Source organism: Acidobacteriota bacterium (assembly GCA_026707545.1).
Lineage (GTDB): Bacteria > Acidobacteriota > Thermoanaerobaculia > Multivoradales > Multivoraceae > Multivorans.
Genome location: JAPOWR010000001.1, coordinates 204,454 through 220,112 on the forward strand (window position 1 = coordinate 204,454; position 15,659 = coordinate 220,112).

A 15,659-nucleotide genomic window follows, 5' to 3' on the forward strand; every position below is an offset into this window, starting at 1 on the left:
GTTCCGATTCGCGGTCAGCCGACGGCCTCAGGCCGCGGCCTCGGCCTTCTGTTCGGTCTGAACCTCGGTTTGCGGCTCGCGTTGCGCTTCGAGGACGCGGCGATAGTCGTGCGGCATGACCTGGATGAACTGCCGCAGGGCCTCGTTCCAGCGCTCGAGAAGTCGGCGCGCGACCGTGGAACCCGTGAAGCGGGCGTGCCGTGCGACCAGCTCGCGCAATTCCGCCTCGTACTCGTGGCCGACCGGTTCGAGCCCCACCATCTCGAAGTTGCAGTTATGGTCCAGTTCGCTGCGCGGGTCGAGCACCCACGCGACGCCGCCCGACATGCCGGCCGCGAAGTTGCGCCCGGTCGGGCCCAGGATGACGGCTCGGCCGCCGGTCATGTACTCGCAGCCGTGGTCGCCGATCCCCTCGATCACGGCGCGGGCCCCCGAGTTGCGGACACAGAACCGTTCCGCCGCGCGGCCGCGGAAGAACGCCTCGCCGCCGGTGGCTCCGTAGAGCGCGACGTTGCCGATCAGAACGTTGTCCTCCGCGACGAAGCGTGACCGGCGGGGTGGATAGAGAATCAGCCGTCCGCCGGACAGCCCCTTGCCGACGTAGTCGTTGCCGTCGCCTTCCAGTTCGACCGTGATGCCGGGCGCCAGAAACGCGCCGAGGCTCTGGCCGGCGCTGCCGGTCAGCGAGATGTGGATCGTGTCGTCTGCCAGACCGTGCTCGCCCCGGGCCTTCATCAGCTCGTGGCTCAGCATCGTGCCGACGGTGCGCTGGGTGTTCTCGATGGGCAGGTCGATCCGGACGCGCGTGCCACGTTCGAGCGCCGGCCGGGCGCGCTCGATCAGCTCGTTGTCGAGCGCGTGCTCGAGCGCGTGGTCCTGCTCGATCGTCTTCGTGACCTCGACGCGCTCGTGCCTGCGGACGGCCGGCTGCAGCACCGCCGACAGGTCGAGACCTTCGGTCTTCTCGCTCTGGACCGCGAGTTCGGGCTGGAACAGATCCGTTCGGCCGACCAGTTCCCGGATCGTCGCCACGCTCAGGGCGGCCATGATCCGCCGCGTCTCTTCGGCGACCAGGAAGAGGTAGTTCACGACTTCCTCCGGCGTGCCCTCGAACTTGGCGCGCAACTCTGGGTCCTGCGTCGCGATCCCGACCGGACAGGTGTTCAGGTGGCACTTGCGCATCATGATGCAGCCGATCGTGATCAGCGGCGCGGTGGAGAAGCCGAACTCCTCGGCGCCCAGCATGCAGGCCACGACCACGTCGCGCCCGGTCTTGAGCTGGCCGTCGGTCTGGAGCGTGACCCGCGACCGCAGGTCGCTCAGGACCAGGGTCTGGTGGGTCTCGGCGATGCCGAGTTCCCAGGGCAGGCCGGCGTGCTTGATACTGGTCAGCGGCGAAGCGCCGGTGCCGCCGTCGTGGCCCGAGATCAGGATGTGGTCGGCGTGCGCCTTGGCGACACCCGCGGCGACCGTACCGACACCGACCTCGGACACCAGCTTGACGCTGATCCGCGAACCCGGGTTCGAGTTCTTCAGGTCGTGGATGAGCTGCTTCAGGTCCTCGATCGAGTAGATGTCGTGGTGGGGCGGCGGCGAGATGAGGCCGACGCCGGGCGTCGAGTACCGCGTCCGCGCGATGATCTCGTCCACCTTGTGGCCGGGCAGTTCGCCCCCCTCGCCCGGCTTGGCGCCCTGGGCGATCTTGATCTGCAGTTCGTCCGAGTTGGTCAGGTACCAGGAAGTGACGCCGAAGCGGCCCGAGGCGACCTGCTTGATCGCGGAGCGGCGAAGGTCGCCGTTCTGGTCGGGCACGAACCGCGCCGGATCCTCGCCGCCCTCGCCGGTGTTGCTCTTGCCGCCGAGCCGGTTCATGGCGATCGCCAGCGTCTCGTGGCTCTCGGCGGAGATCGACCCGAAGCTCATTGCTCCGGTACAGAAGCGCTTGACGATCTCGCTGGCGGGTTCGACCGCGTCGAGCGGCAGGGGCTCGAGGTCCGTGCGGAACTGGAGCAGTCCGCGCAGCGAGCACTTCCTCGTCGTGTCTTCGTTGGCGAGTTGAGCGAAGCGCTCGTAGGCCTCGGTGCTGTTCGTGCGCGCCGCGTTCTGGAGCCGCGAGATCATCTGGGGGTTCCACATGTGGCGCTCGCCGCCGGCGCGCCAGTGGTAGTCGCCGGGGTTCGACAGGTCGGACGTCCGGTCGAGTTCGTGGGCGGGGAAGCCCTTGGCATGGCGGCTCAGGGCGTCTTCGGCCAGCCGCAGAAGGCCTGCTCCCTCGATCCGGCTCGCGGTGCCGACGAAGCAGCGGTCGATCACCTCGCTCGACAGGCCGACGGCCTCGAAGATCTGCGCGCCCTTGTAGCTCTGGAGCGTCGAGATGCCCATCTTCGCCATCACCTTGAGCATCCCCTTCCTGACCCCCTTGCGGTAGCGGTCGACGACGGCCTGGTCGTCGGCCGCCGCCGGCAGCCGGCCCTGGCGGCGGGCCTGCCACAGGGCTTCGAAGGTCAGGTAGGGGTTGATCGCGTCCGCGCCGTAGCCCACCAGCAGGCAGTGGTGGTGAACTTCGCGCGCCTCTCCGGTCTCGAGAAGGAGACCGACCCGGGTGCGCTTGATCGTCCGCAGCAGGTGGTGGTGGACGGCGCCGCAGGCGAGCAGGGTCGGCACCGGGACGCGGTCGGGTCCTGCGGAGCGGTCCGAGAGGGCGACGAAGCTGCAGCCGTCGTCGACCGCCTGCTCGGCTTCCGCGCAGAGACGTTCCAGCGTTCTTTCGAGACCGGCGGCGCCTTCGGCTAGCGGCCAGGTGGCGTCGAGGATCCGGCAGGAAAAGCCGGCTTCTTCCGCGCCGGCCAGGGCCGCGAACTCCCGGTTGCTCAGGATCGGGTGGGGCAGGCGGACTCTCTGGCAGTGCTCGGCCGTCGTCTCGAGCAGGTTGCGCTCGGGGCCGATCGTGCAGTCGAGCGTCATGACGACCTCTTCGCGGATCGAGTCGATCGCCGGGTTCGTGACCTGGGCGAAGAGCTGCTTGAAGTAGTCGTAGACGGGGCGGTCCTGGTCGGAGAGGAAGGCGAGGGCGGCGTCGTTGCCCATCGAGCCGATCGGGTCGCGCTGCTCCTCGATCAGGGGCCGCAGCATGAAGCGCATCGTCTCGCCGGTGTAGCCGAACGCCTGCAGGCTCCGGGTCAGACCGTCGCCTCCCATCGTCGCCTGGTTTGGAGGGGCGTTCCCGTTTTCCTGCGCGTTCGCCACGAGGTCTGCCAGGTCGGTGCGCCGCTCCAGCCATTCGGCGTAGGGGCGCCTGCGGGCCCACTCGCTCTTCAGTTCTTCGTCCGCGACGATGCGGCCGCGGTCGAAGTCGACCAGGAACATCCGCCCCGGCTTGAGCCGTCCCTTGCGCAGCACGCGCTCGGGTTCCACGGGAACGACGCCCGCTTCCGAGGCCATGACGACCAGGTCGTCGTCAGTGACGTAGTAGCGGCTGGGCCGCAGGCCGTTGCGGTCGAGTACCGCGCCGATGAAGCGGCCGTCGGTGAAGGCGATCGACGCCGGGCCGTCCCAGGGCTCCATGAGGCAGGAGTGGTAGTCGTAGAACGCCTTCTTCGTGGCATCCATGTGCGGATCGTTCTGCCACGCCTCCGGGATCATCATCATGACCGCTTCCTGGAGGGTGCGGCCCGTGAGCAGCAGGAACTCGAGTACGTTGTCGAAGCTGCCGGAATCGGAGCAGTCCGGTTCAACGACGGGAAAGGCGAGCGGCAGATCGTCGCCGAAGAGGTCGCTCTCAAGGACGCCTTCGCGCGCGTGCATCCAGTTCATGTTGCCGCGCAGGGTGTTGATCTCCCCGTTGTGGCTCATGAAGCGGTTCGGCTGGGCGCGGTCCCAGGACGGGAACGTGTTCGTGGCGAAGCGGGAGTGGACCATCGCCAGGTGGGACTCGTAGTCCGGCGCCGCGAGATCCGGGAAGAACGGTACGAGCTGGCCGGAGGTCAGCATGCCCTTGTAGATGATCACCCGCGTGGACAGCGAGCAGACGTAGAACATCTGCGCTTCGGCGAGCGCATCGTTGCCGCGCAGGCGGATCGTCGCCTGCTTGCGGATCAGGTAGAGCTCACGCTCGAAGGCGTCCTGGTCGAGCCCGTCGGCGGCGCCGATGAAGAGCTGCTCGATGACCGGCATCGAGTCGAGCGCTGTGGCGCCGATGTCCGCGACCTCGGGGCGGGTCGGCACCTTGCGCCAGCCGATGAGCTGCTGACCGCGGTCCGCCACGACCTCCTCCACGACCCGCCGGCACAACTCGCGTTCGCCGTCGTTCTGGGGCAGGAAGAAGACGCCGGCGGAGAAGGTGCCGGGCGCTCCGAGTTCTGCGCCGAACTCGTCGGCGGCCACTCGCCGGAGGAGCGCGTGGGGTAGCGCGGTCAGCATGCCGGCGCCGTCGCCGGTGTTCGGCTCGCAGCCGCAGGCGCCCCGGTGGTCCATCTGCGTCAGCATGTGGGCGGCCTGCTGCATCAGCCGGTGGCTGCGTTCGCCGCGCACCTGGGCGATGAAGCCGACGCCGCAGGCGTCGTGCTCGTAGGCCGGGTCGTACAGGCCGATCTTGCCGGGACGGAGCTTCATGCCGCTTCTCCGTGCCGCTGCCCCAGCTCCTCGTCGACGGGCATCGGCCCCGCGTTCTCGACCAGGAAGGAGGCAAAGTCCTCCGCAGCGAACCGCAGCTTGCCGCGGGCGTAGACGATGCCCACCGGCCGCTCGAGCACCGGCTCCAGCGGCACGGCGGCGAGCAGGCCGGCGCGGACCTCTGCCAGGAAGGTCCGCAGCGGCAGGATGGCGGCGTAGTTCGTCGCCTGCAGCATGCTCTTGAACGTGTCGATGTTGTCGAGACGCTGGGCGAAGACGGCGTTGGCCCCGTTGCCTGTCAGATAGCTGCGGATGTGGCGGGCCGCGGGAAGTTCGTGGGTGAAGTGGATGAGCTCGCGACCGTCGAGATCGGCCGCCCGGACGCTCTCCGCGCCAGCGAGTTCGTGGTTCACGCCGCAGGCAAGGCACATCCGCTCCTCACGCAACGGCCTGGACTGCAGGCCGGGCCACTGTTCCGGGTAGGAGACGATGCCGAAGTCGCAACGGCCCGTCCGCGCCGCCTCGGCGACCGCGGCGGGCGGCTCGTACTCGATCTGGACATCCAGTTCGGGCCGCTGGCGCTGGAACTCGGTCCGCAGTTGATTGAGCAGCGCGATGCCCGCCGAGTAGATCGCGTGGACGCGGACGGAGCCGGTGCGTTCCGGATCGAGGCGCGCGACGCTGCGCGCCAATGCGTCGTACCGCCCCACCAGTTGACGGCCTTCGCGCGAGGCGAGTTCACCGGCCGGCGTCAGCACGAACGGCCGTTTCGAGCGATCGAGCAGTTTCGTGCCGAGACGCTCTTCGAGGTGATGGATGCGCTGACTGACCGCCGACTGGGTGATTCCGTGAAGCTCGGCGGCGCGGCTGAAGCTGCGCAAGTCCGCGACATCGCAGAAGATACGAAGCCCTTGCATGAAGAGGTGAAGCCTACATTAGCTTCACCTCATAGGCAACCGCTATGTATTAGAGAAGCTGATGTTAAGGCAGGCGCCAGTAGAAGACCAGCAGGTATGCCGCGAGCAGTACGGCTACCCAGAGGGCCATCGAGGCGGTTAGCCAGGATCGGCCGAGCAGTCCCTGAGGCCCCAGGTGCCGTTGGGCCGTCGCCGAGGCGGCGGTGGCAAGTCGACCGGCCACCGCGTAGCCGGTGCGGTGAAGAGCCACGAAGGCGGTCGCAACACCGTCCCAGACGCGGTAGCCGACCCGGCGGTAGAACCAGTCGGCGTCCAGGTTCACCGAGCGCAGCTCGGGTGGGTAGAGCCCGGTACGCATCAGGGTGGCGAAGGCGAGAGCCGAGAAGAAGAGGAGCTGCGACTGGGTGATCACGTGGGTCGTCGTGTACGCCTCGTAGTGGACCTGATACGGCAGCAGTTCATAGAACGGGTTCGCGAGACCGAACCACATCTCCGCGAGCGGGAGCAGTCCGATGGCCATGCTTGCCGCGGCCGCCAGGACCATCGCGACGAGCATCGACCTCGGCGCCTCCTTGCAGCGGATGCCTGAATCGTGGTGGAAGAAGGCGAAGAAGGGGATCTTGATCCCGGCGTGATGGAAGACGCCCGCGGAGGCGAACAGGAGGACCAGCCAGAGCCAGAAGTACTCCTTGTACACGGCCGCGCTCATGATGAGCGACTTCGTGGCGAAGGCCGAGAACAGCGGAAAGGCGGAGATGGACGCGGCGCCGATGATGCAGAGCCCGGTCGTGATCGGCATCGACTTGTAGAGGCCGCCCAGGTCCGAGCCGTTCACGTGGCCGACCCGGTAGAGCACCGCCCCCATCGCCATGAACAGGAGTCCCTTGAACAGGATGTCGGCGAAGGCGTGGGCGACGGCGCCGTTGATCGCCAGCTCGGTGCCGATACCGATGCCGACGACCATGAAGCCGAGCTGGTTCGTCATGCTGTAGGCAAGCACGCGGCGCAGGTCGTTCTCGATCACGGCGAAGAAGATGGGGAAGGCGGTCATCAGCGCGCCGATCCAGATCAGTTCGGACTGGCCGGGGAACGCCCGGGCGAGGGCGTAGATCGCGAACTTGGTCGTGAAGGCCGACAGGAACACGGCGCCGGCCGGGGTCGACTCCGGGTACGCGTCGATCAGCCAACTGTGCAGCAGCGGGAAGGCCGCCTTGAGGCCGAAGGCGAGGAAGATGAGGGTCGCTGCCAGGTTCGATAAGCCGAGCCCGCCGTCCGCGAGGAAGCCCGTCAGGTTGCGGAACTCGGCCCAGCCCGGGGCCGCGCCGACTTCGTGACGGAGCAGCACGATGCCGGCGAGCAGCAGGACGCCCGAGACCATCTGCATCCCCAGGTAGCGGAGGCCGGCGCCGGCCGCCTTGCCGCTTCTCCGGACCCAGACCAGCAGTGCCGACGACACCGCGGCCACCTCCCAGAACAGGAACAGGGTCCAGAGGTCGCCGGCGAGCACGACCCCCAGCGCCGACCCGGCGTAGAACACGCCCACGAGCGGTTGGAAGTTGTCCTTGGCGTAGAAGGAGTAGATGGTGCCGATCAGCGCCGCGAGGTGGAAGATGACGGCGAAGATCCGGGAGAGGCCGTCGATCCGCATCAGCGTCAGCGTCTGACCGAACAGGTCGAACCGCGCATAGTCGCCGAACTCGAGGCCCCAGAACCGCCACAGCGAATAGACCGGCAAGGCCAGCAGCAGGGCGCGCAACACGGTGCGCGGCAGCACGTTGCGCGGCGCCGCGGCGAGCACCACGCTGCCGAACATCAGCAGCAGGGGCGGGGCTAGAAGGAACTCGATCATCGACGATCAGGAACCGCGGCGCTTGCCCTCGTAGTAGTCCTCAGAGCGCATCAGCACCCGACGCATCTGTTTGGCCGCCAGCACCAGCAGGAAGGCGCCGACGAAGCCGTAGACGGGGTAGAACCCGAAACCGCCATCGGCCCACCCGCCGAGAGCTTCGAACTCCTCGTGTTTGTCGTAGAGGAGATCGGCCAGCAGCCAACCGGCGTCGACAATGATCAGGCCGTAGAAGACCTTGGCGACGTTCCGCTTGTCGTCGAGCCAGTACCTCTTGCCGCTGTGCTTGCCGTGCTCGTGGTGGGCCATCGTTTGGGGGGCGAGGTTAGCAGCCGGACTCGCGCTCCAAGGGGTCACGCTCGGCACGTAGCGCCCCGAAACTCCTCGCAGGCTCGGCGTTTCGGCCCATCCCGTCCTCATGCCAGGAGATTGCCCTCGAACTCGCTTCGCTGCGTTTCGAGCGCAATCTCCTAGCATGCCCTGTGGACTCATTCTCGGAACCGGTGCGCCGGTGGTTCGATGGCTCGTTCCCCGGGCCCACTCGGGTGCAGGAACTGGGCTGGCCGGTGCTGACCCGCGGCGGAAACGCGCTGCTGGTGGCGCCCACCGGCAGTGGCAAGACGCTCGCGGCGTTCCTGTGGGCCATCGACCGGCTCTGTCTGGGCGACGAGCCCCCGGGGCCGGGCGTACGTGTCGTCTACGTGTCGCCGCTCAAGGCCCTCGCCTACGACATCGAACGCAACCTGCAGGCGCCGCTTGAGGGCGTCGTCGGGGAGGCCCGCAAGCTCGGCGCTCCGGTGCGGCCGATCAGCGTCGACGTGCGCACCGGGGACACGCCGCCGGCCGACCGGCGCCGCCAGCTACGCAAGCCCGGCGAGATCCTGGTGACCACGCCGGAGTCGCTGTTCCTGGTTCTCGGGTCGCGGGCGGCGGCCAACCTGCGCACGGTCGAGACCGTGATCGTCGACGAGGTTCACGCGATGGCGGCGACCAAGCGCGGCGCCCACCTGGCGCTGTCACTCGAGCGGCTCGCGGAGTTGGCGGAGGCTCAGGATCCGCAGCGAATCGGTCTCTCGGCGACGGTGCGTCCGATGGACCTGGCGGCCGGGTTCCTTGGCGGCGACCGGGCGGTTGAAGTCGTCGACGCCTCCGAGCCGCCGAACATCGATCTCCAGGTCGTGGTTCCGGTGCCGGACATGGAGGCGCCGCCGCCGGCGCCTGAGTCTCTTTCCTCGGGCGAAGGCTGGCCGCGCAGCTTCGAAACATCGGGCCTGTGGCCGTCAGTCTTCCCGCGCATCCTGGAGGCGGTCCGGCGCCATCGTTCGACGATCGTCTTCGTCAACAGCCGTTCGCTCTGCGAGCGGCTCGCGCAGCGTCTGAACGAGCTGGACGACCGGACTCGCGGCGCCGTGGACGACGAAGAAGCGGACGACCGCGAGCCGCTGGCCCGGGCCCACCACGGCAGCATCTCCCACGAGCGGCGGCGGGAGATCGAGGGCGCGCTGAAGGCAGGCCGCCTGCGCTGCATCGTGGCCACCAGCTCGCTCGAACTGGGGATCGACATGGGCAGCGTCGACCTGGTGCTCCTGGTCGAGGCGCCGGGTTCGACGGCCAGCGGGCTGCAGCGCGTCGGCCGCTCGGGGCATGCGGTGGGCGAACGGAGCCGCGGTCTGATCTTCCCCAAGTTCCGGGGCGATCTCCTGGAGTGCACGGTGACCGCGATCCAGATGCAGCGGGGTGCGAGCGAGTCGATGAAGCTGCCGGAGAACCCGCTCGACGTGCTGGCGCAGCAGATCGTCGCGATGTGCTGCGGCCGGGAGTGGACCGTCGACGGGATCCTGGCCCTGACCCGGCGCGCCCGGCCCTACCGCGGTCTGACCCGCAACCTGCTCGCCGCGGTGCTGGACATGCTGGTCGGCCGCTTCCCCTCCGAGGAGTTCGCCGACCTGCGGCCCCGGTTGTCATGGGACCGCGGGCGTGACGTGCTGACCGCCCGGCGCGGCGCCGACTTCCTGGTGCGGATGAACGCCGGCACGATTCCGGATCGCGGCCTGTTCACGGTCCACCTGGGGCCCGAGGGTCCCCGGGTGGGCGAGCTCGACGAGGAGATGGTCTACGAGTCCCGCGCCGGCGACACGTTCCTGCTCGGGGCCTCCGCCTGGCGGGTGACCGAGATCACCCGCGACCGGGTCATCGTCCGGCCGGCGCCGGGCGAGCCGGGGCGGATGCCCTTCTGGCACGGCGATGGTCCTGGCCGGCCTCTGGAGCTGGGACGGGCCCTCGGCGCCTTCGTGCGCGAACTGGGCCAGAGGCAGGGCGCCGCCGCCAGACGCTGGCTCGCGGACGAAGCGCCGCTCGACCCGCACGCCGTCTCGAACCTCTGCGCCTACGTCGAGGAGCAGCGCGACCGCACCGGCGCGTTGCCCACCGACCGCGCGGTGACCCTGGAGCGCTTCCGCGACGAGATCGGTGACTGGCGCGTGTGCATCCTGACCCCGTTCGGGGCCCGCATCCACGCGCCCTGGGCGATGGCGCTGGAGCGGCGCATCGGCCGGCGCTTCGGTTTCGAGGTCCAGACGCTTTGGACGGACGACGGACTGGCCCTCCGCTTTGCCGACACCGACGAGTTGCCTGCGGTGCGGGAGTTCCTGCTCGACCCCGACGAGGTCGAGGACCTGGTCGTCGAGCAGGTCGCTTCCTCGCCGATGTTCGCGAGCCGGTTTCGCGAGAACGCCGCCCGCGCGCTGCTTCTGCCGCGCAACCGGCCCGGCAAGCGGACGCCCCTCTGGCAGCAGCGCCAGCGGTCGAAGAACCTGCTCTCCGTCGTCCGCAGGTACCCCGACTTCCCGATCCTGCTCGAGACCTACCGCGAGTGCCTGAGCGATCTCTTCGATCTCTCCGGCCTGGTCAACCTGATGGCGCAGGTCGCGGAAGGGGAGGTCCGGGTCGATGACGTCGAGACTCTGGCGCCTTCTCCGTTCGCCCGCTCGCTCGTCTTCGCCTACGAAGAGCGCTTCCTCTACGACCAGGACGCGCCCGCGGCCGAGCGCCGGGCTCAGGCGCTGACTCTCGACCGGGAACTCCTGCGGGAGCTGCTCGGCACGGCCAGCCTGCGGGAGCTGCTCGACCCGGACGTGATCCAGGCGGTCGAGGAGGAGTTCCAGGGGCTCTCGCCGGACCGCGGCCCACGCCACGAGGACGACCTCTACGATCTGTTGCGGCGAACCGGCGGTCTGACTTTGGAGGAGATCGAGGTCCGGGCTCCCGGTAAGGCGGGCGAGTGGCTCGCGGACTTGGCGCGGCAGAAGAGGGCCGTCGAGATCGAGTTCAGGGGCGGCGTGCGGATGTGGACGGCCGCGGACGACGCGGTGCTCTACCGCGATGGTCTGGACGCGGCGTTGCCCGAAGGCCTGCCAGGCGAACTGCTGGCGCCACGGCCGGAGCCGCTCGAGAGTCTGTTGAGACGCTACGCCCGGAGCCGGGGTCCGTTCGCGGCTGCCGACGCGGCGGCCCGCTTCGGCTTGCCCCAGGGGGCGATCGAGCCTCTGCTGACGGGCCTCGAAGAGGCCGGCCGGCTGACCCGGGGCGAGTTCCGAAGGGAAGGCGGCGGGGTCGAATGGTGCGACCGGGAGGTGCTCCGCCGGATCAAGCGTCGGACGCTGGCCAGGTTGCGCCGCGAAGCCGAGCCTGTCGACGGAGCGGCTCTGGCGCGGTTCCTGGGTCGCTGGCAAGGTGTCGACACGGCGCCGGTGTTCCCGGCTCGCCCGGCGACACGGGACCGCGGGCGGGCAGGGATGTCGGTGTCGTCGGATCGCACCCTGGTTCGTCTCAGGGAGGCCGTGGCGCGACTCGAAGGCGTGCCGCTCTCCTGGCGGATTCTGGTCGACCACGTCCTGCCCGCGCGGGTGCCCGGCTTTCGTCTCGACATGCTGGACCGGCTCGCGACGGCCGGTGAGTTACTGTGGGTCGGCAGCGGCAGGCTCGGGTCGAAGGACGGTCGGGTAGCGATCTACCGTCGGGAGCGGTTCCAGCTTCTGGCGCGTGGGAACGAGTCGATGGAAGCCCCGGATGAGGCGCCGGCCGGAACCCCGCACGCCGCGGTCCTCGAACGCCTGAAGGCACGTGGCGCCTGCTTCACATTCGACCTGGTCGGCGGGGTGGCTGCTAATGGCGACTGGGGGGAAACGGAAGTCGAAGCGGCGATCTGGGACCTCGTATGGGCCGGCCGCGTCACGAACGACACCTTCCTTCCGCTCGCTTCGCTCGGCAAGCGGCGGCGGTCGCTCGCCGGTCGTTCTCCCCGCGGGCTTCCTCGTGGCTGGCGTCGGGGGCCGCGGGCCGGGACGGCGCCGGCTGCCAAGCGGGTCGGCGTATCGGGCGCCCGCCGCGGCCGGATCGGGATGCTGGCGGGCGGCCGCTGGTCGCTGGTGGGCGATCTGGCCGCGCCGGCCGGGCGGGTGAGCGACACCGAGTGGGCGCACGCCACGGCAACCCTGCTGCTCGAGCGCTACGGCGTGGTCGCGGCCGAGACGGCGCGCAACGAGAGTGTGCCCGGCGGGTTCGAGGCCCTCTATCCGGTACTGCGCGAGATGGAGGAGGCCGGCCACATCCGCCGCGGCTACTTCGTTCACGGTCTGGCCGGCCGCCAGTTCGCCCTTCCGGCGGCCGTCGAGCGCCTGCGGCGGGAGCGGCGGGGACCGGCGAAGCGAGCGCCGATCGGGATCCTGCCCGCCGTCGACCCGGCGAATCCGTGGGGCGCCGTGCTGCCCTGGCCTCAGCTCGGAACCGAGATCGATCCCCGAAAGCGAGGCCCGCGCCGCGTGCCTGGCGCCTGGGTCGTCCTCCGGGCCGGCTCTCCCTGTCTCTTTCTCGAAGCAGGCGGCCAGGGCGTCTGGACCTTCGCCGCCCTCGGCGGCGACCCGGAACCCCGGCAGGCCTGGGATGCCCTGCGCGACCTGGCCGGCCGCCGCCGGCGCCGTACCCTCAGGCTTCTGCGCATCGATGGCCGCCCGGCCCGCGAGTCCCCGTGGACCGCGACACTCGATGCGTGCGGCTACGAGAAGGACCTCGACGGCTATCGCGTCAGCCGTCTGCTGCCGGCCGTCTAGGTCGACTCGCCGAACGCCTTCCGTAGCGCAGCGCAGGCCTCGTGGACGACCCGGCGGCCGCCGTCGAGCATGGGCGAGAGCTGGAAGAAGACGTGGACCTGGCCCTCGTAGTTGGAGAGGGTGGCGTCGACACCGGCGGCCCGGAGCTTCTCGGCGTAGTCCCTGCCCTCGTCGCGGAGCGGGTCGAACTCGGCTGTGACGACGAGCGCCGGCGGCAGGCCGCTGTGGTCGGAGGCCAGCAGCGGCGAGGCGCGGAAGTCGGCGCGGTCGGCCTCGGAGCGGAGGTAGTGGCCGCGGAACCAGATCATGTGGTCCTTGGTCAGAACATACCCGTCCGCGTTCTCGTCAATGGAGGGGCGGCTGAAGTCCATATCGACGGCGGGGTAGACGAGGAGTTGGAAGACGAGGTGCGGACCGCCGGCGTCCCGGGCAAGCAGGCTCATCACGGCGGAGAGGTTGCCGCCGGCGCTGTCGCCGCCGACCGCGATCCGGTTCGGATCGCCGCCGAGACTCTCCGCGTTGTTCGCCACCCATTGAAGGGCAGCCCATGAGTCGTCGACAGCGGCCGGGAACTGCGCCTCGGGCGCCAACCGATAGTCGATGGAAACGACCAGGCAACCGGCGCCGGCGCAAAGTTCGCGGCAGGCGTAGTCGTGCGTATCGAGGTCACCGATCACCCAGCCGCCGCCGTGGTAGTAGACGAGGATCGGTAGCGTGCCGCCGGCATCCCGGGGCCGGTAGATGCGGACCGGAATGTCGCCGGCCGGGCCGGGAACGGCGGAGTCCTCGGTGTCCACGTCGGGGCCCTGTCCGAGCATCTCGGCGACCGCAAGATAGCCCGCCCGGGCCATCTCCACGGTCTGCTCCGTGATCGGCGGAACCTGGTTCTCGATCGCGGCCTGCGCCTGAGCTTCGAGGAAGGCCTGTACCTGGGGATCGACTGGCATCTGCGCACTCCGTGGGTCGTCAGCGGGAGGCGCGAAGCCTACGCCACGCCCGGTCGCGAGCCCGCCGGTGCCCAGGTGCCCGCTACGCGTCGACCGAGTCGACCGCTTCTTCCGCGGCCTCGACCGCTGCTTCCGCCGCTTCCTCGGCGGTCTCTTCGGCGGCTTCCGCCGCTTCCTCGGCGTGCTCGACCGCCTGCTCCACCGTCTCGCTGATCAGATCGGCGAAGCCGTCCCAGTCCGCGTTCTCGAAGCTGGCGGCGATCAGTTCCGCGAGCTCGCCCATCTGCTCGCCGAATGCGCCGACCGCCTCACCGAAGGTCTCCCAGTCGGCGCCTTCCATGGCTTCGCCGAGAGAGCTGCCGAACCGTTCGCCGAACTCCTCCCAGAACTGTTCGAAGCGATCCCAGTCGACGTCACCGTCCGGATGCTCCATGTCCTCGAACTGCTCGGCCCATGCGTCCCATTCCTCCTCGTCGAATGCGTGCTCGAAGGACGCGGCGAACTGCTCGCCCCATTCCTCCCAGCGCTTGCCGACTTCTTCCCAGTGCTTGCCGTGGGCTTCCCAGTCGGCGTCCTCGAAGCTGCGGCCGAAGCGTTCACCCCATTCCTGCCAGCGCTGACCGATCTCTTCCCAGCGTTCGTCGTGACCAGGATCGGTCTGGGCCTGGGCCAGGAGGCCTCCGGGGACGAAGGCGATCAGGAGGGCGAACGCCAGGGTCGCCCAGCGATGGCGGTGGAGGTTCTTCATGTTCGGTCTCCTTGGGTGTCGGAGGAAGGGGCAGGCGGCGTGACTGCGCCGTACCCCTTTACAACGTCCAGGCGTCGCCGGAGTTTCAGGATCCGCCCGATCGGAACACGGCGCGCCCGTGCCGGCGTTCCTGTGGTCAACTTGACGTCCGATGGACAACCTTGCAGACATGCCGCGTTCCCGGTTCGTGATCGAGGGCGGCAACCCGATCTCGGGCGCGCTTCAGGCGCGCGGCAACAAGAACGCGGCACTGCCGATGCTGGCCGCGGCGCTGCTAACCGACAACGAGGTCACTCTCTCCAACGTGCCGCGAATCCGGGATGTGGAAGCACAGATCGGGCTGCTCCGTCAACTCGGGGCCGACGCTGAAATCGTGGGCGACGACACGGTCCGGATCTGCGCCTCGGGTCTGGGCGACGACGATCCCGATCCGGAACTCTGCCGCGCGATCCGCGCCTCGATCCTGCTGGCGGGCCCGCTCCTCGCGCGTCGCGGACGGGTCGGCATGCCGCCGCCCGGTGGAGACGTGATCGGTCGCAGGCGCCTCGACACGCATGTGCTGGTGCTCGAAGCCTTGGGCGCCGAGGTCACGCTCTGCCCGCGGGGCGGCCTGGAGTGCCGCGTCAACGCGCCTGGCGGTCGCCTGCGCGGGGCCGAGATCTTCCTGGACGAGGCGTCGGTCACGGCGACGGAGAACGCGGTGATGGCTGCGTCTCTTGCGGAGGGCGAGACCCGGATCCTGAACGCCGCCAGCGAGCCCCATGTGCAGGACCTCTGCAGGCTGCTGCGAGAAATGGGGGCGGGCATCGAGGGCCTCGGGACGAACGCTCTGACCATCGAGGGAGCGGACAGGTTGGGAGGCGCCGAGTTCGAGATCGGACCCGACTACATCGAGGTGGGATCGCTCATCACGCTGGCGGCAGTCACCGGCGGCGAGCTACGGATTCCCAACGCGCGTCCGGAGGAGCATCGCGCGACGCGGATCGCATTCGGCCGGCTTGGCGTCGACTTCGAGGTCCGGGGCGACGGTCGCGATCTCTTCGTGCCCGGTGGCCAGGAACTCCAGGTGCGCACGGATCTGCAGGGCGCGATCCCGAAGATCGAGGACGCGCCCTGGCCCGGTTTCCCCGCCGATCTGACCTCGATCGCGGTCGTCGGAGCGACTCAGAGCCGCGGATCCGTGCTGATCCACGAGAAGCTGTTCGAGTCCCGCATGTTCTTCGTCGATCGGCTGGTGGCGATGGGGGCTCAGATCGTGCTCTGCGATCCGCACCGGGTCGTCGTCAGCGGGCCTTCCCGGCTCTATGGGCGGGACATGGTGAGCCCGGACATCCGGGCCGGCATGGCGATGCTGATCGCGGCCCTGTGCGCCGAGGGGCGCAGTGTGATCGACAACGTGCAGCAGATCGACCGCGGCTACGAGCGGATCGACGAGCGGCTCAGGTCCCTCGGCGCCGACATCGAACGCGTGGGCTAGGGTTC

8 protein-coding genes are annotated in these 15,659 nt (G+C 69.3%); 2 read left to right on the forward strand and 6 right to left on the reverse strand.

What is annotated here, in order from left to right:
• Positions 1 to 27: 27 nt before the first annotated feature.
• From gltB to OXG83_00775, 4 genes are all read right to left on the reverse strand, one after another.
• Positions 28 to 4,611, reverse strand: a complete 4,584-nt coding sequence (gltB, locus tag OXG83_00760) for a glutamate synthase large subunit (protein MCY3963537.1) — start codon at positions 4,609 to 4,611, stop codon at positions 28 to 30.
• On the reverse strand, positions 4,608 to 5,528 hold the full coding sequence (locus OXG83_00765; protein MCY3963538.1) for a LysR family transcriptional regulator: 921 nt from the start codon (positions 5,526 to 5,528) through the stop codon (positions 4,608 to 4,610). Before OXG83_00765 ends, gltB begins: the two co-directional genes overlap by 4 nt.
• Before the next feature lie 64 nt (positions 5,529 to 5,592).
• Positions 5,593 to 7,377, reverse strand: coding sequence for a Na(+)/H(+) antiporter subunit D (locus tag OXG83_00770; GenBank protein MCY3963539.1), 1,785 nt, complete (start codon positions 7,375 to 7,377; stop codon positions 5,593 to 5,595).
• A gap of 6 nt (positions 7,378 to 7,383) precedes the next feature.
• Entirely contained in the window at positions 7,384 to 7,683 is a 300-nt protein-coding gene (locus tag OXG83_00775; GenBank protein ID MCY3963540.1) for a hypothetical protein, read from the reverse strand.
• Positions 7,684 to 7,919: 236 nt separating this feature from the next.
• On the opposite strand from OXG83_00775, the gene OXG83_00780 reads away from it, so the two are divergent.
• Positions 7,920 to 12,482, forward strand: coding sequence for a DEAD/DEAH box helicase (locus OXG83_00780; GenBank protein ID MCY3963541.1), 4,563 nt, complete (start codon positions 7,920 to 7,922; stop codon positions 12,480 to 12,482).
• Here OXG83_00780 and OXG83_00785 read toward each other — a convergent pair.
• Positions 12,479 to 13,429 (reverse strand): alpha/beta hydrolase, encoded by a 951-nt coding sequence (locus tag OXG83_00785; GenBank protein ID MCY3963542.1) that lies wholly within the window; start codon positions 13,427 to 13,429, stop codon positions 12,479 to 12,481. The genes OXG83_00780 and OXG83_00785 overlap by 4 nt on opposite strands.
• Before the next feature lie 82 nt (positions 13,430 to 13,511).
• Positions 13,512 to 14,177, reverse strand: coding sequence for a hypothetical protein (locus OXG83_00790; protein MCY3963543.1), 666 nt, complete (start codon positions 14,175 to 14,177; stop codon positions 13,512 to 13,514).
• Positions 14,178 to 14,346: 169 nt separating this feature from the next.
• Between OXG83_00790 and murA the strand changes: the two genes are divergently transcribed.
• Positions 14,347 to 15,654: a UDP-N-acetylglucosamine 1-carboxyvinyltransferase gene (gene murA / locus OXG83_00795; GenBank protein MCY3963544.1), complete on the forward strand. Its 1,308-nt coding sequence runs from the start codon at positions 14,347 to 14,349 to the stop codon at positions 15,652 to 15,654.
• The last annotated feature ends 5 nt before the right edge of the window (positions 15,655 to 15,659 follow it).